We start from the raw sequence: 23,588 nt of genomic DNA on the forward strand, positions 1-23,588 counted from the left end.
TCTTTGGCGGCTTCTTCTTTTGGAGCGGGTTGCCGCAAAACCCGCCCTCCGGCGCTAGGAGGCTTCTCCCATGCGAACCGATTTCCTGAACGCCGCCGACAGCCCGCGCGAAACGGCGGCATCAAAGCCGGCCGCGCGCATTTCCTCGATCGCGGCCGCAGTGGTGCCGCGATAGTCGAGGAAGGTCTCCACAATGTCGGTCGGACAGTCGTCACGCTGTTCCAGCATCCGGCCGGCGCCCATGACGAGGGCGTTGACGGCACGCTTGGCGATCTCTGGCTCCAGTCCCTGCGAGATGGCGTCGGCCATCATCGCTGCAGCGAGCAGCGCCGGAAAGGCTGGACCCGATCCAGTGAGGCCGGTCAGATAGTCAATCTCGGCCTCCGAGCGCACTTCATCCTGAGAGCCGCAAGCGTCGAAGATCGCCTTTATGACCGTTCGATCGCAGTCCTGCAGCCCAGCGCTGGCGATCCAAGGCGTATAGGACTTGCGAACTTCGGCCGCAGCATTCGGCAGTGTGCGGACCACGCGGTCGGTGCCGTGGTGCGCGCTCAAAGCGTTCAGGCGAATGCCGGCCATGACGGAGATGAGCAGTTTGCCTTCGGCATCGACGTTCAGGTTTTGCCAGTCGGCCGGACGGACGGAGAGAACGATAACGTCCGAACGGTCGGCGAGCGCCTGGTTGTCTGTAGTCCAGAAGGAGCGATTGAAACGGTTGGGACGGTCGCTGCGATAGGACAGCGACAGGTTCTCGGGCTCGACGATGCCGGCATCGAGAATGGCTTCGGCGATTGCTCCGCCCAGCCAGCCGGCGCCGCCAATCACCCCAACCCTCAAAGGTCCGCCCGCTCCCATGCTTCTCTCACTCTGGTTTGTAGCCATGCCGGGCGAAGAAGCGATCGAGCTCTCTCTGCTGCGGCGTTTGTCCGGTGTAGATCGCGATGTATTCGGGGATCCGCTTCATGCGCAGCGCAATATCCTCTTTGGACTGCATCGAGATGTAGCCGATCTGCACGAAGTAGGTCGTTCGGGCGCGAACATCGGCAGGACCCTCTCCGTAACCGAAACGCATAAACATCCGGGCCAACGCTTCCAGGCGGATCTGATCGGCGCGTTGTACCTCGTCGACGATCTCGGGTGACTGGAGCGCCCAACTGCGGACCGCAAACTCGAACTGGGAGTCGAACAGATCCTTGTTCACCCAGCAGTCGAAAACGTTCAGCATCGCCTCGGCAAGGGACTCTGCATAGGCTTCGGACTGCTTGACGAGGTTACCCGTATTCTTCTCCCTCCAGCGCGCGATGAGAGCGTTCAACAGCTCCTCCCGGTCCTTGAAGAACCAATAGAAGCTGGTCCGGGAAAGATTGAGCCGCTTGGCCAGCGGCAGGATCTTCACCGAGTCCACGCCGGACTCCAGCAGGGATTCATAGGCGGCTTCGAGCCATCCCTCCTGAGAACCGCGCCAGCCAGTGTCACTCATCGACTGTTCCATGATTGCCTCCTAACAAATCCAAAGGGCTGCTTCAAGCAAAATGTACACGTGTGTCGAAAAACCATACGGTGGTGTTTTTGATCATTGACACATATGTACATTCCCGCTTACCGTCACGATTAAAGTCCCATAAACCGGAGCCCGTCGCATGTCGAACGATCCCCTGCTTCAGCCGTTTCAGTTGAAGCATTTGACCCTGCGCAACCGCATCATCGTCACGTCTCACGAGCCTGCCTATCCCGAAGACGGGATGCCCAAGGGCCGCTACCGTGCCTACACGGTTGAGCGGGCCAAGGGCGGCGTGGCGCTGACAATGACCGCCGGGTCGGCGGCAGTTTCGAAAGACAGCCCCCCGGTCTTCAACAACCTGCTCGCCTACAAGGATGAGATCGTTCCGTGGATCAGGGAAATGACCGACGCGGTGCACGAAGAGGGTGCTGCGATCATGATCCAGCTCACCCACCTCGGCCGGCGCACCCGCTGGGACAAGGGCGACTGGCTCCCGGTCCTTGCGCCCTCTCATCATCGCGAGGCGGCGCACCGCGCCTTTCCCAAGAAGATCGAAGACTGGGACATCGAACGCATCATCAAGGATTTTGCCGACGCCGCCGAACGCATGAAGGCGGGCGGCATGGATGGTGTCGAGCTGGAAGCCTACGGGCATCTCATCGATCAGTTCACTTCGCCACTCACCAACGAGCTCGACGGTCCCTATGGCGGTTCGCTCGATAATCGCCTTCGCTTCTGTCTCGACGTCTTCAAGGCGATGCGCCAAAGGGTCGGCAACGACTTCATTCTCGGCGTTCGTTATACGGCAGACGAGTGTCTTCCCGGCGGGACCGGAAAGGCTGAAGGCCTGGAGATCTCCCGTCGTCTCAAGGAAAGCGGTCTCATCGATTACCTGAACGTCATCCGCGGTCACATCGATACGGATCCGGGTCTGACCGACGTCATCCCGATCCAGGGCATGGCGAGCGCGCCGCATCTGGATTTTGCCGGCGACGTGCGCGCAGCAACCAAGTTCCCGACCTTCCACGCCGCGAAGATCCAGGACGTGGCGACGGCTCGTCACGCGATCGCCGCCGGCAAGGTGGACATGATCGGCATGACCCGCGCCCACATGACCGATCCTCATATCGTGCGAAAGATCATGGAAAAGCGCGAGGACGACATCCGTCCCTGCGTCGGCGCCAATTACTGTCTCGACCGGATCTATCAAGGGGGACTGGCCTTCTGTATCCACAACGCCGCGACCGGCCGCGAAGAAACGATGCCGCATCGGATCCCGAGGGCCGCGGTCCGCAAGAAGATCGTCATCGTGGGGGCTGGCCCTGCCGGTCTTGAAGCCGCCCGCGTCTCCGCGGAGCGCGGTCACGAAGTCGTCGTTTTCGAGGCTGCAAACCATCCGGGCGGACAGATACGGCTGACGGCCCAGAGCGAGCGTCGGCGGGAAATGATCAGCATAATCGACTGGCGTATGAGCCAGTGCGAGAAACTCGGCGTCACCTTCCGGTTCAACAGTTGGGCCGAGGCTGACACCGTGCTTGCCGAAAAGCCCGACGTGGTCATCATCGCCACGGGCGGACTGCCGCACACTGAGGTTCTTTCGAAGGGCAACGAGCTGGTCGTTTCCTCATGGGACATCATCTCAGGCGATGTGAAGCCAGGAACCAACGTGCTCATCTTCGACGACGCCGGCGACCATGCCGGTCTCCAGGCTGCAGAGTTCCTCGCCAAGGCGGGTGCGAAGGTCGAGATCATGACGCCGGACCGCTCCTTCGCGCCGGAGGTCATGGCGATGAACCTCGTTCCCTACATGCGCTCGCTGCAGAAGCTTGATGTGACCTTTACCGTCACCTACAGGCTGGAGGCGGCGGAAAAGAGTGGCAATCAGATCATCGCCCATGTCGGCAGCGACTATGGCGGCGTGGCCAAGCAGCAGACCTTCGATCAGATCGTCGTCAATCACGGCACCATTCCGCTCGATGACCTCTACTTCGAACTGAAGCCTGGCTCGAGGAACCTCGGCGAAGTCTCCTACGACGAGCTGATTTCCGGCACGCCGCAATCCGTTGAACGCAATCCGGACGGCGCCTACCAGCTCTTCCGAATCGGTGACGCGGTTGCCGCCCGCAACACGCATGCCGCCATCTACGATGCGCTGCGTCTCGCCAAGGATCTCTGACCATGACGCGGTCCGACGCTCTGCAGGCCTTTCTGGACGCGGCTTTCGCCGCGTTCGACGAGTGCGCCCAGGATCTCAGAGCGCGTCGGTCCGTTATGGAGATATTTGCCCAGCTCGAAGCGCCGCACCCCCAGCGTTTGAACATCGGAAAGCGCCTTCCGGTCTGCAGCCGGCATATCGAGAACGTTCTGGCAACTAGAACCGGGCGACCGTCCCTGGACGCGCTGATCGAGCGCTTCGCGGACCTTGAGCCAATGCTCGAATGGAAGTGTCGCTCGGTCTACGACGACACGGCCAGCGAGAATTTCCTGACAGGCCATGCCAATACGATGATCGTCGGACCAGGCGGCTTGGAGGACCGAAGAGACCTGTGGTTTGGCGCAACGCTGATGTCGCCGAACGTGCGCTATCCCGATCACGACCACGCCCCCGAAGAAACCTATCTCGTCCTGTCGGAAGGGGAGTTTCAGCATGGCACCTCCGACTGGTTTTCACCCGGGGTCGGAGGTTCCTTCTACAATCCGCCTGAAATCAGGCACGCGATGCGCTCAGGGGAAAAACCGCTGTTCGCCCTTTGGGCATTGCTGCCCGAACGATCGAGACATTGATAAAAAGGCGTTCGGCTAGGACCGGGCGCGGAGGAAGGTTGCCATGAAGATCCTGGTCACGGTGAAGCGGGTGGTTGACTACAACGTCAAGATCCGCGTGAAGGCAGACGGTTCGGGCGTCGAGCTCGCCAATGTGAAGATGTCGATGAACCCCTTCGACGAAATCTCGGTCGAAGAAGCACTGCGGCTGAAGGAAGCCGGCAAGGCGGACGAAGTCGTCGTCGTCTCGGTCGGTCCGGCCAAGGCCGAAGAGACGCTCAGGACCGCGCTCGCCATGGGTGCCGACCGCGCCATCCTGGTCGAGACCGAAGACCAGGTCGAGCCGCTCGCCGTCGCCAAGATCGTCAAGGGCGTTGCCGACGCCGAACAGCCGGGGCTGATCATCGTCGGCAAGCAGGCGATTGATGATGACAGCAACCAGACCGGCCAGATGCTGTCGGCGCTGCTCGGCTGGGCACAGGGCACCTTTGCCTCCAAGGTCGAGATCGGCGATGGCAAGGCAACCGTCACCCGTGAAGTCGATGGCGGTCTGCAGACCATCGACATCAAGCTGCCGGCCGTCGTCACCACCGATCTGCGCCTGAACGAGCCGCGTTATGCCTCGCTGCCCAACATCATGAAGGCGAAGAAGAAGCCGCTCGACAAGAAGTCGCCGGCCGACTTCGGCGTCGACACGGCCGCCCGCCTCAAGGTGCTGAAGACCGAGGAGCCGTCGGGCCGCAAGGCCGGCATCAAGGTCAAGTCGGTCGCCGAGCTGGTCGAAAAGCTCAAGACCGAAGCCGGCGTCCTCTGAGTTCAGGAAAGGGAGATTACATCATGGCCATTCTTCTTCTGGCTGACCACGACAGCAACCACCTTTCCGACCAGACCGCCAAGGCGCTGAGCGCGGCCGCCAAGATTGCCAGTGGGGCTGGAGCCGACGTGCACATCCTCGTCGCCGGTGCCGGCGCCAAGGTTGCGGCCGAACAGGCCTCCAAGCTTGCGGGCGTTGCCAAGGTGCTGGTTGCCGACGACGCCTCGCTTGCCAACAACCTCGCCGAACCGCTGGCCGCGCTGATCGTCTCGCTTGCGGGCAGCTACGACACCATCGTTGCCGCCGCCACCTCGGTCGGCAAGAACGTCATGCCGCGCGTTGCTGCGCTGCTCGACGTTTCCCAGGTCTCGGAAATCATCGAGGTCGTTTCGCCCGACACCTTCAAACGCCCGATCTATGCCGGCAACGCCATCCAGACGGTGCAGACGACGGAAGAAAAGCGGGTCATCACCGTGCGCACCGCCTCGTTCGCCTCTGCCGCTGAAGGCGGTTCGGCGGCGATCGAAACCGTCTCGGCTGCCGCCAACCCCGGTGTTTCCTCCTTCGTCGCCGACGCGCTGTCGTCGTCCGACCGTCCGGAGCTGACCTCTGCAAAGATCATCATCTCCGGCGGCCGTGCGCTCGGCTCGTCGGAGAAGTTCCAGGAAGTGATCCTGCCGGTTGCCGACAAGCTCGGTGCTGCCGTCGGCGCAAGCCGTGCGGCCGTCGACGCCGGTTATGCCCCGAACGACTGGCAGGTCGGCCAGACCGGCAAGGTGGTCGCCCCCGACCTCTACATCGCCTGCGGCATCTCCGGTGCGATCCAGCACCTCGCCGGCATGAAGGATTCGAAGGTCATCGTCGCGATCAACAAGGACGAGGAGGCACCGATCTTCCAGGTCGCCGACTACGGCCTGGTTGCCGATCTCTTCGAGGTGTTGCCCGAGGTGCAAAAGACGCTCTGACGCAGCTTGAACGGAATGACATCTTTATGAGGCCGGTCGCAAGACGCGCCCGGCCCATTGCGCCAATTCAGCAAGTCACAAGAGGAATCCAACAATGGATGTACGCGCCGCCGTAGCCGTTCAGGCAGGCAAGCCGCTCGAAGTCATGACGGTTCAGCTCGAAGGCCCAAAGGCCGGCGAGGTGCTGATCGAGGTCAAGGCCACCGGCATCTGCCACACCGACGACTTCACCCTGTCGGGTGCCGACCCGGAGGGGCTGTTCCCGGCGATCCTCGGCCATGAGGGCGCCGGCATCGTCGTCGATGTCGGTCCGGGCGTCACCTCGGTGAAGAAGGGCGATCACGTCATTCCGCTCTATACGCCCGAGTGCCGCTCCTGCCCGTCGTGCCTGTCGCGCAAGACCAACCTGTGCACCGCCATCCGTTCGACCCAGGGGCAAGGCCTGATGCCGGACGGCACCTCGCGCTTCTCGATCGGCAAGGACAAGATCCACCACTACATGGGCTGCTCGACCTTTGCCAACTACACGGTGCTGCCGGAAATCGCGGTTGCCAAGGTCAACCCGGACGCCCCCTTCGACAAGATCTGCTACATCGGCTGCGGCGTCACCACCGGCATCGGCGCCGTGATCAACACCGCCAAGGTGGAGATGGGCGCAACCGCGATCGTCTTCGGTCTTGGCGGCATCGGCCTCAACGTCATCCAGGGCCTGCGTCTGGCCGGCGCCGACATGATCATCGGCGTCGACCTCAACAACGACAAGAAGGCCTGGGGCGAACGCTTCGGCATGACCCACTTCGTCAACCCGAAGGAGGTCGGCGACGACATCGTGCCCTACCTCGTCAACATGACCAAGCGCGGGGCCGACCAGATCGGCGGCGCCGACTACACCTTCGACTGCACCGGCAACACCAAGGTGATGCGCCAGGCGCTTGAAGCCTCGCACCGCGGCTGGGGCAAGTCGGTGGTCATCGGCGTTGCCGGCGCCGGCCAGGAGATCTCCACCCGGCCGTTCCAGCTGGTCACCGGCCGCAGCTGGATGGGCACGGCGTTTGGCGGCGCCCGCGGCCGCACCGACGTGCCGAAGATCGTCGACTGGTACATGGAGGGCAAGATCGAGATCGATCCGATGATCACCCACACCATGCCACTCGAGGACATCAACAGGGGCTTTGAACTGATGCATTCCGGCGAAAGCATCCGCTCGGTGGTGCTATACTGAGCGCGGGTTGAGGACCACCTGCAAACTGCACATGCATTTCTCGCACCGCCGCGCCACCGGCCGGCGGCGCGCCAGTAAGCAGCCGGGCATCAAGCGCCGGTCAAAAAGGAGGAGAAGCCCATGCCAGGCATTGCCATCCATCCATCCCTCGACAGCGGGTTCAAGGCAACGAATGCCGCCTTTTCGGGCGGCACACTCGTCTGCAACTGCACGAGCAATCCCGTGAAGGTCCGCATCAAAGGCGACATCGCCCACAACCACGCCTGCGGCTGCACCAAGTGCTGGAAGCCCGATGGCGCCGTGTTCTCGGTCGTTGCCGTCGCACCGACCGCCAATGTCGAGGTGCTGGAAAACGGCGACAAGCTCGCCGTCGTCGATCCCAACGCACTGATCCAGCGCCATGCCTGCAAGGGCTGTGGCGTGCACATGTACGGGCCGGTCGAACGCGATCATGCGTTCAAGGGGCTGTCCTTCCTGCATCCCGAACGGTTCCAGGAAAGCGGCTGGGCCAAGCCCGGCTTTGCCGCCTTCGTCTCCTCGATCATCGAGAGCGGCTACGATCCGGCAAAGATGGATGGCGTGCGCGGCCGGCTGCGCGAGCTGGGGCTCGAACCCTATGATTGTCTCAACCCGGTCCTGATGGACGTGATCGCCACATGGCTCGCGAAGAAGAGCGGCGCGCTCCCGGCATGAAGTATCCCGGCCCAGCCGCGGTTGGGCCGGGATCACTCAACTGGCGGCCTAGCGGTCGATGACAAGATCGCTCAGCGGCTTCGAACAGCAGGGCAGGAAAAGCCCGGCGTCGATCTCGCGTTGCCGTATGCCGCCATTGTGGTTCATCTCGACCGAGCCGGATACGAGCTTGGACTTGCACGTGCCGCAGACACCGTTCGAACAGGATGATGGCAGCTTCACCCCGGCCTTTTTTGCGCAGGAAAGAATGGTCTGCTCTCCCGCCACGGCGATCTTTCGCGCTTGCTTGGAGAACTCGACCTGGAATGTTCGAGTGGCGGGCTGTTCGACGACGACAACCTCAGCGTCGTCGATCGCGGCCGCATCAAAGCTCTCCTCGATGTAGTTCGACGGGGGAACGCCCAGTTCGCCAGCGATCGCGCGCGCTGCAGCCATGAACGGCGCCGGACCGCAACACATCACGACACGCTCGGCGATATCGGGCACGGCAAGTTTCATGTAGGCCGGCGATATCCGTCCGGTCAGTCCTGGCCAATTGGCCTCGCCGGATACAAGTTCCGGCAGAAGCTGAAGCCGGAGGCCCTTCATCCGATTGGCGAGCGTGGCAAGTTCATCGCGGAAGATGAGGTCCTTCGGGGTGCGCGCCGCGTGCATGAAGACGACGTCGACAGGTTCGCAGGTGTCAGCAAGTTCGCGAACCATCGCCATGACAGGCGTAATTCCTGATCCTGCGGACAGAAACAGATACTTTTTCGCGTTCGGGCGCGTGAATTGACCGAGGGGGCCGCTCGCCTTGATCTTGGCATTGACCGTGAGGTTGTCGTGAAACCAGTTCGAGATCTTGCCGCCGGCCATGCGTTTGATTGTGACGGAAAACGCATTGCTGCGCTTCGGTGACGACGAGATGCTATAGCAACGGCTTTCCGCTTCGCCGTCGACATCGAGGTCGAACAGGAAGTATTGACCGGCTTCGAAGGCGAAGCGCTTGCCCTGTGCGGACGCGAACGTGAATGTCTTCACATCGTGCGTTTCCTGGTGGACGTCGACGCAGACGAGATCTTCATCCGTGTCGCGGCTCCACAAATCGCCAAGCTCAAGACGCTCAGCCAGAGAGAAGGTGCTCTTAGTATCCATGGGCACGCATCCGGTCGATGTACCACGACGCGAACTTGTCGAGGTTTGTTTCGGAGAAGGGTGAGTAGGGGCCCGGTACGTAGGCGGGATCCTCGACACCGGCATGCGAGCGGGCGACGAGTTCGGCGTCCTGATCGGTCGTGGCGATCCAGACGTTGGTCAGCTTCTCGAGGTCGTAGTCGGCGCCTTCAACGGCGTCCTTGTGCACGAGCCATTTTGTGCGCACCAGCGTTCTGTCCGCGGAGAGCGGAATGACGATCGAAACGACGGCATGGTCGCCCATGAAGTGGTTCCAGCTGTTATGACCCCAGAGATGCATGTCACCGAGGTCCTTACGCGACATGGTGCCAAGCAGCTTTGCCGAGGCGGCTGTCGCATCGGGGGTCTGGGATTCGCCGGCGCCCGAAATGATCAGCCGCTGTGTGCGAAAATTGGTGGTGCAGTCGACCAGTTGCTCGACCGCTGCGGAAGGATAGCCGTCGGCCTCCCATTGCTTGGTGCGCTCCTCGTAGAGCGCAAAATGCTCTTGGGCCTGGGCGCGATCTTCCGGGCTCAACGCGTCCGGGTCGAAACCGAAGTCGAGATCGACGAAGGAGACGCAGAGTTCGGGATGATTGGCGGAGCAATGGTAACACTCACGATTGTTCTCGATGGTGAGTTTCCAGTTCCCCTGCTCGATGACATCGGATTCATACGCGACCTTGGCATTTCTGATGTCGTAGGGCGCAAGGCGTTCCGCCATGACGTCGACGAGGCGGTCGATATCCTCGGGCGGACGGTCTGAGAGGCACGCATAGATGAGGCCGCCGACCGACTTGAAGGTCACCGGCTTCAGGCTACGGCATTCCTTGTCGAAGCCCTTGCCCATGTGAGGGGCATAGCTCAGTTCGCCCGTGAGTTCATAAGTCCAGGTGTGATAGGGACAGACGAGCTTCGAAACGATCGTCTTTCCGGCATCGAGCAGACGAGCGCCCCTGTGGCGGCAGACATTGTGCATGACGCGGATCTCGCCATCGTCGTCGCGCAGCAGAATGAGGCTCGTCTTGCCGATATCGACAACCGTTGCATCGCCCGGCTCCGGCACATCGCATTCAAGGCCGATACAGATCCAGTGGCGGCGGAAGAACACCTCGAGATCCGCCTCGAACACGTCCTCGCGTGTGTAAAGGCCGGCCGGAAGGGAATGTCCTTCGGCTCTTGCGTCGAGCAGGGCCGATATGGGAGAAGCAAATGTCTGCAGCATAATTCCACCTTATGTTCCGATCGAAAGGTCGATGGGTTGAAGGCAGGATTGCTCAGCTTTTTTAATCACTCAACGGCATAAATATACGCGAGTGACATTACCAAATGTAATGGAAGAAACATGGCGAACCTGAGGAAGAAACTACCACCGCTCACCGCCTTGACGGCGTTTGAAGCGGCGGCCCGGTTGTCCAGTTTCACGCGCGCGGCGGCGGAACTCGGCGTGACGCAGGCTGCCGTAAGCCGGCAAATCCATTTGCTGGAAGAGGATTTCGGCTTCCCCTTGTTCAGGCGGCTGCATCGCAAGATCGAGCTGACGGAGAAGGGCAGGCTGCTTTCTGCGGCGACAGGCGACGCATTCAACCTTATTGCCGACACCGTCGCCGATCTCCGCTCGGAAGATCAGGACGACGAACTGGCGATCTCCGCGACCATCTCGTTCTCACACTTCTGGCTGCTACCAAGGATCGCTGCTTTCTCGCGTGCCTATCCCGAGATCAAGCTTCGCATCATCACCCAGGATACCCGCACAAGCATTGAGGCAAGCGATGTGGACCTGGCGATCCGCTACGGAACCGGCACATGGTCGGACGGCCAAGCCGAGCTTTTGTTCGAGGATGAAGTCTTCCCCATTTGCAGCGCGGACTACCTGCTCACCGCCGGCCCAATCCAAACACTGGAAGACCTCGTGCGCCATCCGCTGATATCGAGCGATATCGAGGACCCGACCTGGACGGGTTGGGAGGAGTGGCTTGCGGCCTTCTCCGTGAAGGCACCGAAGAAGGCCCGCGGCCTGCGCTGCAGCTACTACACAGAAGCCATTTATGCCGCATTGAATGGACAGGGCATTGCGCTCGGTTGGAACCGCCTGGTCGCCGACCTGATCCAGCAATCCCGCTTGGTCCGACTTACCGATGCATCCATCCGCACCAGGGCGGCCTACTTCGTCGTGGTGCCGACGAGGAAGCCAAGAAAGGAAAGCGGACGGCTGTTCATCGAGTGGCTGCGCACGGTTTCCGGCCTGGTCGACTGAGAGTTAGAAACCCTGCGGGTAGCTTGTTGCCGGACGCGCTGGCTTCAGCAAATGGGTCCGATGTCCTCATTGTGTTCCTTTGGGATCGCATAATGTATCGAACAGAACTCACTGAGTTCCTGGCAAACTGGGAATGGCCGCCGCGTGGAGCGGGCTCAGACTAGCCACGCTGCCTCATTCAGCTAAGTCGCAGACAATATTCTTGTGAAAAATCGTTCCTTGGGGCACAATTTATAAACGCAACTGAAGTGCGGCGCTCCCTGAAATCCGGCCGTCACGCGCCGCGGAACAGTTCGCGCGGGAGAGGCTGCGTCAATGGGCCAGGGGTTCTTCCTTCTGTTTGCTGCGGGGGCCGTGGTTACCGCCCTGACCGTCGTCCTGGCACGAAACCCTGTTCATAGCGCATTGGCGCTGATGGCCTGTTTCCTGCAGATCTCGGCAATCTTTGTCCTGCTCGAGGCGCCGCTGCTCGCAGTCGTGCAGATTTTCGTCTACGTCGGCGCCATCATGGTCCTCTTCCTATTCGTGATCATGATGATCGACGTGCGCGAAGCGGTGCTGCAGCGGTTTTTGCCTGGACACAATCTGCCTGCATTGGCCCTGCTCGTCGTGCTTGGGGTTGAGATGCTTGCGCTTGTGCTCTGGAGCGGCCGCTTTTCGGCGATCGAGCCGATCACGCCACATGAAGGCGACCAAGTCAGGCAACTGAGCACGACGCTGTTCGCCGATTATCTCCTGCCGTTCGAGGTGGCCTCGATCATCCTTCTCGCGGCACTTGTCGGCGCCATCGTGCTGGCCCGGAAGGAGTCCGGGTGATGGTTCCGCTCTGGTGGTACATTTCGCTCGCAGTGGTCCTCTTCGTGATCGGAGCCGCGGGTGTGCTGCTCAGGCGTAACATCCTGGTCGTGCTGATGTCGCTCGAATTGTTGCTCAACTCGGTCAACATCAACTTCATCGCTTTCGGACGTTACTACGGCGACGTTCGCGGACAGATATTCGCAATCTTCGTCATCGCCATCACCGCGGCGGAGGTTGCCGTCGCCCTCGGCATTCTGGTCGCCCTCGTGAGGAACAAATCCACCCTCAAGATCGACGACGTGACGACGATGAAAGGATAGCGGCTTGGAACCGGTGTTATCAGTCCGGCCGTTACTTGCCGTCGCCGTCGCAGGACTGGCGGCACTCGCAGTTCTTCTTTTGAACAGGCACGAGAAAATCCGCGATGCCGTGTCGCCGCTGGCAGCGGTCGTCATGTTCGCGGTCGTCATATCGATGGCGCCTACGGTGCTCGCGGGCGGTACCATCGAACTGCGCCTGTTCGAGGTCCTGCCGGGGATCGACTTCGCCTTCCGGGTCGATGCGCTCGGCATGGTGTTTGCAACCGTTTCCTCACTCCTGTGGATCGTCGCGGCAGTCTATTCTATCGGCTACATGCGGCACTTGCACGAGCACGCGCAGACGCGCTTCTTCGCCTGTTTCGCCACCAGTCTCGCCGCCGCCGTCGGAGGGGCCTTCGCCGCCAATCTGTTCACGCTGGTGATCTTCTATGAGGCGCTGAGCCTCGTGACCTATCCGCTCGTCTATCACCACGAGGACGAAGAGGCATGGGCAGGTAGCCGCAAGTATCTCGTCTACCTGATGGGCGCATCGAAAAGCGTCCTTCTGGCCGCGCTGGCGCTGACCTACCAGATTGCCGGCTCGCTCGATTTTGTACCTGGTGGCCTGCTGGCGAAGGTCGATGCTTCGGCCCCGCTGCTGACGGTTGTCTACTTCTGCTACCTGTTCGGCTTCGCCAAGGCCGCCGTGATGCCGATGCATGCCTGGCTACCCGCCGCAATGGTTGCGCCGACGCCGGTCAGTGCTCTCCTGCATGCCGTGGCCGTCGTCAAGATGGGCGTGTTCTGCGTGTTGCGGGTGGTGTTCCACGTCTTCGGCGTAGATCTGGTCGGCAGGCTGGGGCTCGGTATAGCCACTGCCTATCTCGTCTCCTTCACCATTGTGACGGCGTCGATCTATGCCCTGACCCGGGACGACCTGAAGGCGCGGCTCGCCTATTCGACAGTGAGCCAGCTTTCCTATGTGGTGCTGGGAGCCGTGCTTCTTTCGCCGGTCGCGATGATCGGCGGCATCATTCATATCGCCGTGCACGCCTTTTCCAAGATCACGCTCTTCTTCTGCGCCGGATCGATCTATTGCGCCTCGGGAAAACGCAACATCAGCGACATGGCCGGCATCGGTCGACGGCTGCCCTGGACGATGGGGGCATTCTTTGTCGCCTCGCTGAGCATGATCGGCGTACCGCCGACCGCGGGCTTCGTCAGCAAGTGGTATCTGACGCTTGGCTCGGTTGAAGCTGGCGAGATGGCGTTCCTGGCCGTTCTGCTGGCGAGCTCGATCCTGAACGCCGCCTATTTCCTGCCGGTCAGCTACATCGCCTTCTTCGGAGCGGAGGCGCCGGGAGCGGCCGAATCCGTTCGTGAAATTCCGCTTGTGACGGTCCCCCTGGTCGCGACCGCTGCCTTGTCGGTGCTGATGGGCATCTTCCCCGGCTACTTCCTCGCATTGGCGGAAGGAGTGGTCAGATGATCAAGCGTGTCGTCGATTTCTTTGGCGACGAGGGTTATGCAAGATCGCGCCGCCGGTTGTTCTATCTCGTGCTCGTTCTGATCGTCGTCGCCGATTTCCTGGTTCCGCGCGAACACGTCGAATATCTGTGGGAGCGCTTGCCCGGCTGGTCGGCCGCTTACGGCTTTGGCTCCTGCGTCCTGCTCATCCTCGTTTCCAAATTCCTCGGCCATCGGGTCGGGCTCATGCGGCGCGAGGACTATTATGATTGACTTCGTCCATCCCGCCCTCCTGTTCATTCTCGGCGCAGTGCCGATCCCCTTCCTGAAGGGAGCGATCCGCAAGGTCTATCTGGTGTTGATCCCGTCCGTGGCGATCCTCGTCGTCCTCACGTTGGAACCGGGCAGCTATGGTGTTGCGCGCGTCATTGGGCAGGAGATCCTGTTTGCGAAGGTCGACAAGCTCAGCGTCGTCTTCGCTACAGTGTTCACGATCATGGCACTGGTCGGCACGGTTTATGCGCTGCATCTGCCGCGGGCCGGTCAGCATGTGGCGGCTTTCGTCTATGTCGGCTGCGCCCTGGGCGTGGTGTTTGCCGGCGATTACCTGACCCTCTACCTCTTCTGGGAGGGCATGGCGTTTGCTTCGGCCTATCTGGTCTTCGCGCAAGGGGGCGATCGCGCGATCGGTGCGGCCTTCCGCTATCTGATGGTTCACGTCACCGGCGGTGTCGCTCTGCTTGGCGGCATCGTGCTGCACGGACTTGCCGCCGGTTCGTTGTTTTTCGGCCCGATCGCCGGCGGCGGTGTCGCTGGAGCGATGGATATTGGCGGCTATCTGATCCTTGCGGGCTTTTTGCTGAATGCCGCGGTGCCGCCGCTGAATGCCTGGCTGACTGACGCCTATCCCGAGGCGACCGTCACGGGCGCGGTGTTTATGAGTGCCTTCACCACCAAGACGGCCGTCTATGTGTTGGCGCGCGCATTCCCGGGGACCGAGCTTCTCGTCTGGCTCGGTGCAGTGATGGCGCTCTACGGCGTCATCTACGCGGTGCTTGAGAACGACTGTCGGCGGCTGCTTGCCTATCACATCGTCAGCCAGGTGGGTTACATGGTGGCGGGTATCGGCATCGGCACCGAAATGGCTGTGAACGGCGCCACCAGCCACGCCTTTGCCCACATCCTCTACAAGGCGCTTCTCTTCATGGGGGCGGGGGCGGTGATCGAGGTCACCGGGCGGCGCAAGCTCACCGAGCTTGGCGGGCTCTACAAGACCATGCCGCTGACGGTTGCTCTCTACATGGTCGGTGCCTTCGCGATCTCGGCCTTTCCGTTGTTCTCGGGGTTCGTCACCAAATCGATGGTGATTGCCGCCGCCGGACAGGATCACAGGGCGCTCGTGGTTCTGGCACTCACCATGGCATCCTCAGGGACATTCCTGCACACCGGCCTCAAGCTGCCGTACTACATGTTTTTCGGGCGCGATCGAAAGCTCGAAGCGCGGGAGCCGCCCCGCAACATGCTGGTCGCCATGGCTATGGCGGCGGTGCTGTGCATCGCGATCGGTGTATTCCCGGAGCGGCTTTATGCGCTCCTTCCGTATCCGGTCGCCTTCGAGCCCTATACGGGCGCGCATGTCACCGAGAGCCTCGGTCTCCTGATGTTTACCGCGCTGGGCTTTGTCCTCTTCCTGCGGGCGCTCGATCCGGAAAATACAATCAGCATCGACACAGACTGGTTCTACCGCAAGGGTGCGCGAGCCTTCCTGTGGTTCGCCGAGAAACCGTTGGCGCGCTACGAGAAGGCAGTGAGCAATGTGTCTGACAAAGTCGCGCTGCCGCTCCTGCACGGGGCAGCGCGCGCCGGACTGCGGGTCGATCTCAACGGCGTCGATGCCGCCGTCAATGGTCTCGCTCGCGCCATCCTTGGGGGCGGTGGCGCGCTGCGGCGTCTGCAGACCGGCGTCGCCACTCACTATGCACTGGCGATGATCGCCGGCGTGATTGCGGCGATCACCGTTTTCGCCGTCGTGTGGCAGCAGGGGGTCTGATGGCGTTCCCGCTGCTTAGCCTGATCGTCTTCGTACCTGCCGCCGGGGCAGCGGTTGTGATGCTTTTGCGCAGCGACGATGCGGTACGGTGGGCGGCGCTTGGCTTCACTCTGCTCGACCTGGGGCTCGCGATCGCGATGCTTGCCGGTTTCGATACCGGGATCTCTGGGATGCAATTCGTCGAGAAGCGCGTGTGGGTGCCGGCGCTCGGCATTAGCTTTGCACTCGGCGTCGACGGGATCAGCGCGCTCTTCGTGTTCCTCACCACACTGCTGGGCTGGATCTCGGTGCTCGCCTCGTGGACCGCCATCGACAGCAAGGTGAAGCTGTTCATGGTCAGCCTTCTGGCCATGCAGGCCCTGATGTTGGGCGTGTTCTCTGCGCTCGACCTGTTTCTGTTCTACGTCTGCTGGGAGGCAATGCTGATCCCGATGTATCTGATCATCGGGGTCTGGGGCGGCGGCGGTCGGGTCTACGCGGCGTTCAAGTTCTTCCTCTACACCCTGGCGGGCAGCCTCCTGTTCCTGATCGGCGTCATTGTTCTTTACTTCGAGGGGGGCAGGACCTTCGATATCCCCGCCTTGATGGCGCTGGACCTGCCTTTCGAGGTTCAGTCCTGGCTGTTCTTTGCCTTCCTCGTCGCATTCGCGGTCAAGGTGCCGATGGTCCCGCTCCACACGTGGCTGCCGGATGCCCATGTGCAGGCTCCGACGGCCGGTAGCATCATCCTTGCCGGCGTGCTTCTGAAAATGGGTGCCTACGGGTTCCTGAGGTTCTCGCTGCCGATGCTGCCGGAGGCTTCGGTCTATTATTCGACCCTGATGATGGCGCTTTCGGCGCTGGCGATCGTCTATGGCGGGCTGCTGGCTCTGGCGCAGGACGACCTGAAGAAGCTGGTGGCCTATTCCAGTATCAGCCATATGGGTTTCGTGACGCTCGGGATTTTTGCTCTCAACCCGCTCGGACTCAAGGGCAGCATCCTGCAGATGTTCAATCATGGCGTAACGACCGGCGCCCTCTTTCTGTTCGTCGGCCTGATCTACGAGCGCACCCACACCCGCAGCATCGCCGACTATGGCGGCTTGATGAAGGTGGCACCCGTTTACACCGGGTTTCTGGCGCTGTTCGTGCTGTCTTCGATGGCGCTGCCGGGAACGAACGCGTTCGTGGGCGAGTTGTTGGTGCTGTCGGGCGGGTTCGCCGCCAACCTCACACTTGGTGCCGCGGCCGTTCTGGGCGCATTGCTGAGCGCAGCCTATTTGCTCGGCATGTACCGGAAGGTTGCGCTTGGTCCGTCGAGCGTCGGAGCACGGTTCAAGGTTCGCGATGTCAACGGCCGTGAGATGGCGGCGATCCTGCCGCTTGCCATCTTCGTTCTTTGGGTCGGGCTCTATCCCAAGCCCTTTCTCGCCATCATCGACAACTCGGTCACGCATCTCTTGCAGCAGGTCCACGACAGGGGGGACGGCCAATGACCGCCGCAGTCCTCCTTTCGTCGCTCCTTGCAAGCCTGCCGGAAATCATCGTGATCACGGGGGCCTGCATCCTTTTGATCGCCGGCCAATTCGTGCCGAAGGGGCAGGAAGCCGTCCTTGTCTGGGCCTCGGTCGCCGTTGTGCTGCTTGCCGCGCTGGTAACATTCACGCTGTCGGGTGGCGCGCAACCGGCCTATGCGGGCATGTTTGTCGCCGATCCCTTCTCCGTCTTCTTCAAATCCGTGTTCTATCTGGCGGTCATCCTGACATTCCTGCTCTCGCGAAAATATACTGACATCGAAGGGATCGGCGGCAGCGAATACTACGTCCTGCTGCTCCTTGCGCTTGCTGGCATGATGATCATGGCTTCGGCGACCGATCTCCTGTCGATCTATGTCGGTCTCGAACTGATGGTACTCTGCACCTATGTGCTGACCGGTTTCCTTCGGCGCGAACAACGGTCAAACGAGGCGGCGCTGAAATACGTGATCCTCGGTGCGATCTCGACCGGGATATTCCTTTACGGGATTTCGCTGATCTACGGTCTCACCGGGACAACACGCCTGGACGGAATGGCCGCCGCAGTCACCGGTGATCCGCTCGATCCGGGCTTGCTGCTGGCGGTGGTCTTCATCGTTGCAGGCCTTGTCTTCAAGATTGGCGCGGTGCCGTTCCACATGTGGGTGCCGGATGTCTACGAGGGTGCACCGACGACGATTACCGCTTTCATGTCCGTCGGGCCCAAGGCGGCAAGCTTTGCAGTGATCCTCAGGGTATTTCTCAATCCGTTGGTCGCAGGCTCCAACGTCTGGATCATATTGGCCGTGATCGCGGTGGTGACGATGGCGCTCGGCAGTTTCGTGGCACTGGTGCAGGATAACTTCAAGCGCTTGCTCGCCTATTCCAGCATCGCCCATGCCGGCTTTGCCATCTTTGGCATCGTGGCGGGCGGTGCCGATGGGGTCGCAAGCGTGATGCTCTACCTCTTGATCTACACCTTCATGAATCTCGGCATCTTCGGCGCCGTCATCATGATGCGAAACGGCAATTTCTCGGGCGAGGTCATCGAGGACTACGCCGGTTTCGCCAAGCTGCATCCCGGGCTTGCACTGTTGATGCTGCTCTATCTGTTTTCGTTGGCGGGCATTCCGCCGACGGCCGGATTTTTTGCCAAATTCTACGTGCTGGTCGCGCTCGTCGAGCGTGGTTTCGTCCTGCTCGCCGTGATCGCCGTGCTCTTGAGCGCCGTCGCCGCCTATTTCTACATTCGCGTCGTGATGGTGATGTTCATGCGCGAGCCGGAACGGGTGTTCGAGCCGGCGCTGACGCCACTGGTGGCCGCCGCTCTCGCCGTCACCGCAGCCGGCACTGTTGGCATCGGTCTGTTTCCTGCGTGGTTTCTCAGGCTCGCTCAACAGTCGGCCTTCGGCGGCTGAGCGATCGGATTTGCATTGGCCTATGCGACGGAATAAACTAGCGGTTTAGGAAAGGAATGCCCTTTGTCGCTTCCCCGGGGCGACCGCGTTACCGGCCCGAAAGAGCCGATCGCGGCTTGAGCAGCGCCTCCGACGGGTGACCGGGCTGCGCACCATGTCTGCAGCGGAATTCCTGCCGGTTCTTTTCATGATCGCCGGAATTGTTCTGGTGGCAGGGGTGACACTTTTTGTTTCCTCTCTGTTGCGGCCGTCCAATCCCTATCCCGAAAAGAACATGCCCTATGAATGCGGAATGGACCCGGCAGGCGAGGCAGCCGGGGGCCGCTTCAGAGTGCAGTTCTTCATCCTGGCGATCCTCCTGGTCGTCTTCGATGTCGAGGCAATGTTTCTCTTTCCCTGGGCGGTGGTCCTCAAAGAGATCGGCATCGTTGCCTATCTCGAAATGTTTGTCTTCATCGTGCTGCTTCTCGTGGGTTTCGCCTACGCCTGGCTGAAGGGAGCGCTGGAATGGGAGGGATAGGAAACACCATCCAGGACAGCGTGCTGTTCACCACCGCCGACAGCGTCATCAGTTGGAGTCGAAGGTCGGCCCTGTGGCCTGAGACCTTCGGGATCGCCTGCTGCGCCATAGAAATGATCTCGGCGGGATGCGCGCGCTACGATCTCGATCGTTTCGGTGTGGTGTTCCGCCCTTCGCCGCGGCAGTCCGATGTGATGATCATTGCCGGTACCGTGACCCGGAAGTTCGCGCCTGTCGTGCGCAGGCTTTACGACCAGATGCCGGAGCCGCGCTGGGTGATCGCCATGGGTACCTGCGCCATATCGGGCGGGGTCTACAACACCTATGCCGTGGTGCAGGGGTCTGAAACCTTCGTCCCGGTCGACGTGCACGTGCCTGGCTGTCCACCACGCCCCGAGGCGCTGATGCACGGGTTCCTGCTGCTTCAAGAAAAGATCAAGAGGTCCCGCGCGTTGGCCGGGACACCGCTCGATCGGGTTGTTTCATCATGAGTGTCGAGCCGTCTCTCAAGCGCGCTCCGATCCTGGAGCGCTTCGGGGAAACGATCGAGGATCTCGGCAATGCGCATGGCATCGACGTCTTTGTCGTTCCGCCTGAGATGATTGTCGAGTTCTGCCGGCTCCTGAAGGACCATCCTGAGCTCAGGTTCAACTTCCTTTCCGACATCTGCGGCGTTGACCACTATCCCGAAACGCCGCGTTTCGAGGCAGTTTATCACCTCTATTCGCTGCCCAACCGCTGGCGGGTTCGCATCAAGTGCCGGCTCGGCGAGCCGCCTGAAATCCCCTCGGTCACCGGGGTCTGGCGCACCGCCAACTGGCACGAGCGCGAGGCCTGGGACATGTATGGTATCCGTTTTCAGGGGCATCCCGATTTGCGCCGGATCTATATGTGGGAGGGATTCGAGGGTTTTCCCCAGCGCAAGGATTTCCCACTCAGGGGGTACAAGGACAAGCTGAACCCGTTTGGTGCCGAAGGTCCGCCGCCGACACAGCCCGACCTCGCCACGCGGGACATGCCATAGGAAGGGAGAAGGAAAGGCGCGCGGTTTTCCGCCGGGACCGATCCGAGATCATCATGAACTACGGAGGCCGATCGACGCCGGAGAGTTGAGATGACCGAAGTCACCGAGCTCACGAGGCCGGAAGGGGAAGCGCTGAATAGCAAGGAGGTGCTTCTCAACCTCGGGCCGCAACACCCCAGCACCCATGGGGTCCTCCGGCTCGTCCTTCAACTGGACGGCGAATATGTCGAGCGCGTGGATCCCCATATCGGCTACCTGCATCGCGGCACCGAAAAACTGGCGGAAAGCTTTACCTATACGCAGATCTTTCCGTTGACCGATCGGCTCGACTATCTTTGCCCTCCCTCGAACAATCTGGCCTTCGCGCTCGCGGTGGAGAAGCTGCTCGGCATCGAGGCCCCGATCCGGGCGCAATACATCCGCGTGATGATGGCGGAGCTCGCGCGCATCTCCGGCCATCTGCTGATCACCGGCGCACTGCCGATGGATCTCGGCGCCATGACTGCGCTGCTTTACGTCATGCGCGAGCGTGAAATGATCATGGATCTCCTCGAAATGGTCACCGGTGCACGCATGCACACGTCCTTCTGCCGGGTTGGTGGGGTGCGCGAGGATCTGCCCGACGGCTTCATCCCGAAGATCAGGGAATTTTGCGAGATCTTTCCGAACCGGATCCGCGACTACGAGCGGCTGCTCGAGAACAATCGGGTGTTCCTCAACCGCACCCAGGGGATCGGCGTGATCGCGGCCGAAGACGCCATAGATCTCGGCCTGAGCGGTCCGAACCTGCGGGCTTCCGGCGTCGACTGGGATATCCGCCGTGACGAGCCCTACGAGATCTACGACCGGCTCGATTTCAATGTCATCACGCGCAACGAAGGCGATTGTTATGCGCGTTGGCGGTGCCGGGTCGATGAGATGCGCGAAAGCATCCGTATCATCGAACAATGCATCGACCAGATGCCTGAGGGCCCGTTCCAGGTCGATATGCCGACGATCGCATTCCCCGTCGACAAGGAGCGCGTCCATTGCTCGATGGAGGCGTTGATCCAGCACTTCGATTTATCGGCCTACGGCTTCAGCGTGCCGAAGGGCGAGGTCTATTCGGCAATCGAGGCACCCAAGGGTGAACTCGGCTTCTACATCATCAGCGACGGATCGCCGAAACCGTTCCGCATGAAGGTCAGGGCACCCTCGTTCGTCAACCTTCAAGGAGTCTTCGGCGCCACGAACGCGCGCTATCTGGCGGACATGATCGCGGTGCTCGGCAGCCTCGATCCTGTGATGGCGGAGGTGGACAAGTAACGGAGATTTGGACGTGATGACGATGCGCGAAAAGATCGAACAGGCGGCGGAGCGGTATCCCGACCAGCGCTCGGCGATCATGCCCGCGCTTCTGATCGCGCAGAGTGAGCATGGCCATCTGCCCGGGCCGGTGCTGGAAGAGGTTGCCGATATCCTCGGCGTCGAGCGGATCTGGGTCTACGAACTGGCAACCTTCTACACCCTCTTCCATACCGAGCCGGTGGGGATGTTCCATCTGCAACTCTGCGACAATGTCTCCTGCATGCTGCGGCGGTCCGAAGACCTGCTGAAGCATCTCGAAGAAGTCCTCGCGATCAGGAAGGGCGTAACGACGGGAGACGGTCTGTTCACGCTCTCGACCGTCGAATGCCTCGGCGCCTGTGAGATGGCCCCGGTCATGCAGGTCGGCGACGACTATCACGGCAATCTCGACATAGAGCGGATCGATGCGCTCCTCGCCCGGTTGCGTGCGATGGTGCCGGACGCGGCGGCAGCCGCTCGCGCTGCCGCGGAACCATCGGGGAACTAGCGCCATGTTCGAACGGGTTCTTCTGAAGAACGTGGACGTGCCGGACGGACATCTCCTCTCCACCTATGAGGCCGGCGGCGGCTACCGAGCGCTTGCCAAAGCCCTCACGGAGTACACGCCCGACGAGATCATCGATCTCGTCAAGCGGTCGAACCTGCGTGGTCGCGGTGGGGCCGGGTTTCCGACGGGCATGAAGTGGAGTTTCGTGCCTAAGCGGGCAGACAAGCCGAAGTATCTGTGTTGCAACGCCGACGAAGGGGAGCCTGGCACGTTCAAGGACCGCATCGTCATGGAGCGCGACCCGCATCAACTGATCGAGGGCATCGCGATCAGTGCCTATGCGATCGGGGCGGCGGTCGCCTATGTCTACATTCGCGGAGAGTATGTGCTGGCGATCCGGAGGCTGGAACAGGCGATCGCGGAGGCAAAGGCCAAAGGGTATCTCGGAGCACGCATACTGGGATCAGACTTCAATTTCATCGTGCACGTTCATTGCGGCGCGGGCGCCTATATTTGCGGCGAGGAAACCGCAATGCTCGACTCGCTTGAGGGCAAGAGGGCACAGCCGCGCCTGAAACCGCCGTTTCCGGCCGTTGCCGGGCTCTATGCCAGTCCGACGGTCATCAACAATGTCGAGACGCTGGTCTGCGTGCCGCATATCGTGGCACGAGGCGCCGACTGGTTCCGCAGTATCGGGCCGGAGAAGAGCCCCGGCCCGAAGCTCTATTGCGTCAGCGGGCAGGTGCGCAAACCCGGGCTTTATGAACTGCCGATGGGAATTCCGCTTCGCGAGCTCGTCGAGGACCATGCGGGCGGGCCGCCGCCCGGGCGCAAGATCAAGGCGGTAATCCCCGGTGGGGTTTCCGCGCCGGTGATTCCTGAGCGGGGCCTGGACGTCGGGATGGACTTTGACACGCTAGCCGCCGCGGGCACGATGCTGGGCTCGGCCGGGGTGATCGTCGTCGACGACGCGACCTGCATGGTCAGGGTCGCCACCCGCATCATCGAGTTCTTTCACCACGAATCCTGCGGCAAGTGCACGCCTTGCCGCGAGGGACTGAACTGGGTGGTGAAGGTGTTGCGCCGGATCGAAGCGGGCGAGGGGGCGGCCGGCGACATGGAGCAGTTGGACATGCTCTGCAAGGGCATTTTCGGCAACACGTTCTGTGCTTTGGGTGATGGCGCGGCGATGGGGTTGCGCGCTTCACTGGCGCATTTCCGCGAGGAGTTCGTCGCCCATATCGAGGAGCGGAGGTGTCCGTTCCACTAGAGCGGGATGAGGAAAATCATCCTGCTCCAACTTATGAGAACCGATCAC

At 61.4% G+C, this 23,588-nt stretch carries 24 protein-coding genes; 20 read left to right on the forward strand and 4 right to left on the reverse strand.

Annotated elements, in window-relative coordinates; translation table 11 throughout:
* Positions 1-54: 54 nt before the first annotated feature.
* Both PWG15_RS21410 and PWG15_RS21415 read right to left on the reverse strand, forming a co-directional pair.
* Positions 55-855: a pyrroline-5-carboxylate reductase family protein gene (locus PWG15_RS21410; protein WP_275025994.1), complete on the reverse strand. Its 801-nt coding sequence runs from the start codon at positions 853-855 to the stop codon at positions 55-57.
* Positions 856-862: 7 nt separating this feature from the next.
* Complete coding sequence (locus tag PWG15_RS21415) at positions 863-1,492, reverse strand: TetR/AcrR family transcriptional regulator (protein WP_275025995.1); 630 nt, start codon at positions 1,490-1,492, stop codon at positions 863-865.
* A 148-nt stretch (positions 1,493-1,640) separates the two neighbouring features.
* On the opposite strand from PWG15_RS21415, the gene PWG15_RS21420 reads away from it, so the two are divergent.
* The 6 genes from PWG15_RS21420 to gfa all read left to right on the forward strand — a co-directional run bounded on the left by PWG15_RS21420 (position 1,641) and on the right by gfa (position 7,958).
* A complete protein-coding gene (locus PWG15_RS21420; RefSeq protein WP_275025996.1) occupies positions 1,641-3,677 on the forward strand; it encodes an NADH:flavin oxidoreductase in 2,037 nt (678 codons plus the stop codon).
* A 2-nt stretch (positions 3,678-3,679) separates the two neighbouring features.
* Complete coding sequence (locus PWG15_RS21425) at positions 3,680-4,285, forward strand: dimethylsulfonioproprionate lyase family protein (protein ID WP_275025997.1); 606 nt, start codon at positions 3,680-3,682, stop codon at positions 4,283-4,285.
* 43 nt (positions 4,286-4,328) lie between these two features.
* Positions 4,329-5,078, forward strand: a complete 750-nt coding sequence (locus PWG15_RS21430) for an electron transfer flavoprotein subunit beta/FixA family protein (RefSeq protein ID WP_275025999.1) — start codon at positions 4,329-4,331, stop codon at positions 5,076-5,078.
* Positions 5,079-5,101: 23 nt separating this feature from the next.
* Complete coding sequence (locus PWG15_RS21435) at positions 5,102-6,043, forward strand: electron transfer flavoprotein subunit alpha/FixB family protein (RefSeq protein ID WP_275026000.1); 942 nt, start codon at positions 5,102-5,104, stop codon at positions 6,041-6,043.
* A gap of 94 nt (positions 6,044-6,137) precedes the next feature.
* Positions 6,138-7,265 (forward strand): S-(hydroxymethyl)glutathione dehydrogenase/class III alcohol dehydrogenase, encoded by a 1,128-nt coding sequence (locus PWG15_RS21440; protein WP_275026001.1) that lies wholly within the window; start codon positions 6,138-6,140, stop codon positions 7,263-7,265.
* A gap of 120 nt (positions 7,266-7,385) precedes the next feature.
* Positions 7,386-7,958 carry an S-(hydroxymethyl)glutathione synthase gene (gfa, locus tag PWG15_RS21445; RefSeq protein WP_275026002.1) on the forward strand — a complete coding sequence of 191 codons (573 nt, stop codon included), beginning with the start codon at positions 7,386-7,388 and terminating at the stop codon, positions 7,956-7,958.
* A 48-nt stretch (positions 7,959-8,006) separates the two neighbouring features.
* On the opposite strand, the gene PWG15_RS21450 is transcribed toward gfa, so the two are convergent.
* On the reverse strand, positions 8,007-9,092 hold the full coding sequence (locus PWG15_RS21450) for an FAD-binding oxidoreductase (RefSeq protein WP_275026003.1): 1,086 nt from the start codon (positions 9,090-9,092) through the stop codon (positions 8,007-8,009).
* A complete protein-coding gene (locus PWG15_RS21455) occupies positions 9,082-10,335 on the reverse strand; it encodes an aromatic ring-hydroxylating oxygenase subunit alpha (protein ID WP_275026004.1) in 1,254 nt (417 codons plus the stop codon). Before PWG15_RS21455 ends, PWG15_RS21450 begins: the two co-directional genes overlap by 11 nt.
* 120 nt (positions 10,336-10,455) lie before the next feature.
* Between PWG15_RS21455 and PWG15_RS21460 the strand changes: the two genes are divergently transcribed.
* The 14 genes from PWG15_RS21460 to nuoF all read left to right on the forward strand — a co-directional run bounded on the left by PWG15_RS21460 (position 10,456) and on the right by nuoF (position 23,540).
* Positions 10,456-11,367, forward strand: a complete 912-nt coding sequence (locus PWG15_RS21460; RefSeq protein ID WP_275026005.1) for a LysR substrate-binding domain-containing protein — start codon at positions 10,456-10,458, stop codon at positions 11,365-11,367.
* 315 nt (positions 11,368-11,682) lie between these two features.
* On the forward strand, positions 11,683-12,183 hold the full coding sequence (locus tag PWG15_RS21465) for an NADH-quinone oxidoreductase subunit J family protein (RefSeq protein WP_275026006.1): 501 nt from the start codon (positions 11,683-11,685) through the stop codon (positions 12,181-12,183).
* A complete protein-coding gene (gene nuoK, locus PWG15_RS21470) occupies positions 12,183-12,485 on the forward strand; it encodes an NADH-quinone oxidoreductase subunit NuoK (RefSeq protein WP_275026007.1) in 303 nt (100 codons plus the stop codon). The genes PWG15_RS21465 and nuoK overlap by 1 nt, the downstream gene beginning before the upstream one ends.
* Positions 12,486-12,489: 4 nt before the next feature.
* Positions 12,490-13,953 (forward strand): monovalent cation/H+ antiporter subunit D family protein, encoded by a 1,464-nt coding sequence (locus tag PWG15_RS21475; RefSeq protein ID WP_275026008.1) that lies wholly within the window; start codon positions 12,490-12,492, stop codon positions 13,951-13,953.
* Positions 13,950-14,204, forward strand: coding sequence for a hypothetical protein (locus PWG15_RS21480; protein ID WP_275026009.1), 255 nt, complete (start codon positions 13,950-13,952; stop codon positions 14,202-14,204). Before PWG15_RS21475 ends, PWG15_RS21480 begins: the two co-directional genes overlap by 4 nt.
* On the forward strand, positions 14,197-15,981 hold the full coding sequence (locus PWG15_RS21485; protein WP_275026010.1) for a Na(+)/H(+) antiporter subunit D: 1,785 nt from the start codon (positions 14,197-14,199) through the stop codon (positions 15,979-15,981). Before PWG15_RS21480 ends, PWG15_RS21485 begins: the two co-directional genes overlap by 8 nt.
* A complete protein-coding gene (locus PWG15_RS21490) occupies positions 15,981-17,456 on the forward strand; it encodes a complex I subunit 4 family protein (RefSeq protein WP_275026011.1) in 1,476 nt (491 codons plus the stop codon). Before PWG15_RS21485 ends, PWG15_RS21490 begins: the two co-directional genes overlap by 1 nt.
* Positions 17,453-18,892 (forward strand): NADH-quinone oxidoreductase subunit N, encoded by a 1,440-nt coding sequence (locus PWG15_RS21495; protein WP_275026012.1) that lies wholly within the window; start codon positions 17,453-17,455, stop codon positions 18,890-18,892. Before PWG15_RS21490 ends, PWG15_RS21495 begins: the two co-directional genes overlap by 4 nt.
* A 154-nt stretch (positions 18,893-19,046) precedes the next feature.
* Positions 19,047-19,412 carry an NADH-quinone oxidoreductase subunit A gene (locus tag PWG15_RS21500; protein ID WP_275026013.1) on the forward strand — a complete coding sequence of 122 codons (366 nt, stop codon included), beginning with the start codon at positions 19,047-19,049 and terminating at the stop codon, positions 19,410-19,412.
* Positions 19,400-19,903: a NuoB/complex I 20 kDa subunit family protein gene (locus tag PWG15_RS21505; RefSeq protein ID WP_275026014.1), complete on the forward strand. Its 504-nt coding sequence runs from the start codon at positions 19,400-19,402 to the stop codon at positions 19,901-19,903. Before PWG15_RS21500 ends, PWG15_RS21505 begins: the two co-directional genes overlap by 13 nt.
* Entirely contained in the window at positions 19,900-20,436 is a 537-nt protein-coding gene (locus tag PWG15_RS21510; protein ID WP_275026015.1) for an NADH-quinone oxidoreductase subunit C, read from the forward strand. Before PWG15_RS21505 ends, PWG15_RS21510 begins: the two co-directional genes overlap by 4 nt.
* 90 nt (positions 20,437-20,526) lie before the next feature.
* A complete protein-coding gene (nuoD, locus tag PWG15_RS21515; RefSeq protein ID WP_275026016.1) occupies positions 20,527-21,741 on the forward strand; it encodes an NADH dehydrogenase (quinone) subunit D in 1,215 nt (404 codons plus the stop codon).
* A gap of 16 nt (positions 21,742-21,757) precedes the next feature.
* Positions 21,758-22,270, forward strand: coding sequence for an NADH-quinone oxidoreductase subunit NuoE (nuoE, locus tag PWG15_RS21520; protein ID WP_275026017.1), 513 nt, complete (start codon positions 21,758-21,760; stop codon positions 22,268-22,270).
* Between the two features lie 4 nt (positions 22,271-22,274).
* Positions 22,275-23,540: an NADH-quinone oxidoreductase subunit NuoF gene (gene nuoF / locus PWG15_RS21525; protein WP_275027135.1), complete on the forward strand. Its 1,266-nt coding sequence runs from the start codon at positions 22,275-22,277 to the stop codon at positions 23,538-23,540.
* Positions 23,541-23,588 lie beyond the last annotated feature (48 nt).

The sequence above is a fragment of the Ensifer adhaerens genome (genome assembly GCF_028993555.1).
Lineage (GTDB): Bacteria > Pseudomonadota > Alphaproteobacteria > Rhizobiales > Rhizobiaceae > Ensifer > Ensifer adhaerens_I.

Excerpts from the sequence above, each read along its gene's own strand:
- PWG15_RS21435 (WP_275026000.1), top strand. The coding sequence starts at position 5,102 with ATGGCCATTCTTCTTCTGGCTGACCACGACAGCAACCACCTTTCCGAC.
- nuoK (WP_275026007.1), top strand. The coding sequence starts at position 12,183 with ATGGTTCCGCTCTGGTGGTACATTTCGCTCGCAGTGGTCCTCTTCGTG.
- PWG15_RS21490 (WP_275026011.1), top strand. The coding sequence starts at position 15,981 with ATGGCGTTCCCGCTGCTTAGCCTGATCGTCTTCGTACCTGCCGCCGGG.
- nuoE (WP_275026017.1), top strand. The coding sequence starts at position 21,758 with ATGACGATGCGCGAAAAGATCGAACAGGCGGCGGAGCGGTATCCCGAC.
- nuoF (WP_275027135.1), top strand. The coding sequence starts at position 22,275 with ATGTTCGAACGGGTTCTTCTGAAGAACGTGGACGTGCCGGACGGACAT.
- PWG15_RS21500 (WP_275026013.1), top strand. The coding sequence starts at position 19,047 with ATGTCTGCAGCGGAATTCCTGCCGGTTCTTTTCATGATCGCCGGAATT.
- PWG15_RS21495 (WP_275026012.1), top strand. The coding sequence starts at position 17,453 with ATGACCGCCGCAGTCCTCCTTTCGTCGCTCCTTGCAAGCCTGCCGGAA.
- gfa (WP_275026002.1), top strand. The coding sequence starts at position 7,386 with ATGCCAGGCATTGCCATCCATCCATCCCTCGACAGCGGGTTCAAGGCA.
- PWG15_RS21425 (WP_275025997.1), top strand. The coding sequence starts at position 3,680 with ATGACGCGGTCCGACGCTCTGCAGGCCTTTCTGGACGCGGCTTTCGCC.
- PWG15_RS21460 (WP_275026005.1), top strand. The coding sequence starts at position 10,456 with ATGGCGAACCTGAGGAAGAAACTACCACCGCTCACCGCCTTGACGGCG.
- PWG15_RS21480 (WP_275026009.1), top strand. The coding sequence starts at position 13,950 with ATGATCAAGCGTGTCGTCGATTTCTTTGGCGACGAGGGTTATGCAAGA.
- PWG15_RS21485 (WP_275026010.1), top strand. The coding sequence starts at position 14,197 with ATGATTGACTTCGTCCATCCCGCCCTCCTGTTCATTCTCGGCGCAGTG.
- PWG15_RS21410 (WP_275025994.1), bottom strand. The coding sequence starts at position 855 with ATGGGAGCGGGCGGACCTTTGAGGGTTGGGGTGATTGGCGGCGCCGGC.
- PWG15_RS21420 (WP_275025996.1), top strand. The coding sequence starts at position 1,641 with ATGTCGAACGATCCCCTGCTTCAGCCGTTTCAGTTGAAGCATTTGACC.
- PWG15_RS21450 (WP_275026003.1), bottom strand. The coding sequence starts at position 9,092 with ATGGATACTAAGAGCACCTTCTCTCTGGCTGAGCGTCTTGAGCTTGGC.
- PWG15_RS21465 (WP_275026006.1), top strand. The coding sequence starts at position 11,683 with ATGGGCCAGGGGTTCTTCCTTCTGTTTGCTGCGGGGGCCGTGGTTACC.
- nuoD (WP_275026016.1), top strand. The coding sequence starts at position 20,527 with ATGACCGAAGTCACCGAGCTCACGAGGCCGGAAGGGGAAGCGCTGAAT.
- PWG15_RS21455 (WP_275026004.1), bottom strand. The coding sequence starts at position 10,335 with ATGCTGCAGACATTTGCTTCTCCCATATCGGCCCTGCTCGACGCAAGA.
- PWG15_RS21440 (WP_275026001.1), top strand. The coding sequence starts at position 6,138 with ATGGATGTACGCGCCGCCGTAGCCGTTCAGGCAGGCAAGCCGCTCGAA.
- PWG15_RS21510 (WP_275026015.1), top strand. The coding sequence starts at position 19,900 with ATGAGTGTCGAGCCGTCTCTCAAGCGCGCTCCGATCCTGGAGCGCTTC.
- PWG15_RS21415 (WP_275025995.1), bottom strand. The coding sequence starts at position 1,492 with ATGGAACAGTCGATGAGTGACACTGGCTGGCGCGGTTCTCAGGAGGGA.
- PWG15_RS21505 (WP_275026014.1), top strand. The coding sequence starts at position 19,400 with ATGGGAGGGATAGGAAACACCATCCAGGACAGCGTGCTGTTCACCACC.
- PWG15_RS21430 (WP_275025999.1), top strand. The coding sequence starts at position 4,329 with ATGAAGATCCTGGTCACGGTGAAGCGGGTGGTTGACTACAACGTCAAG.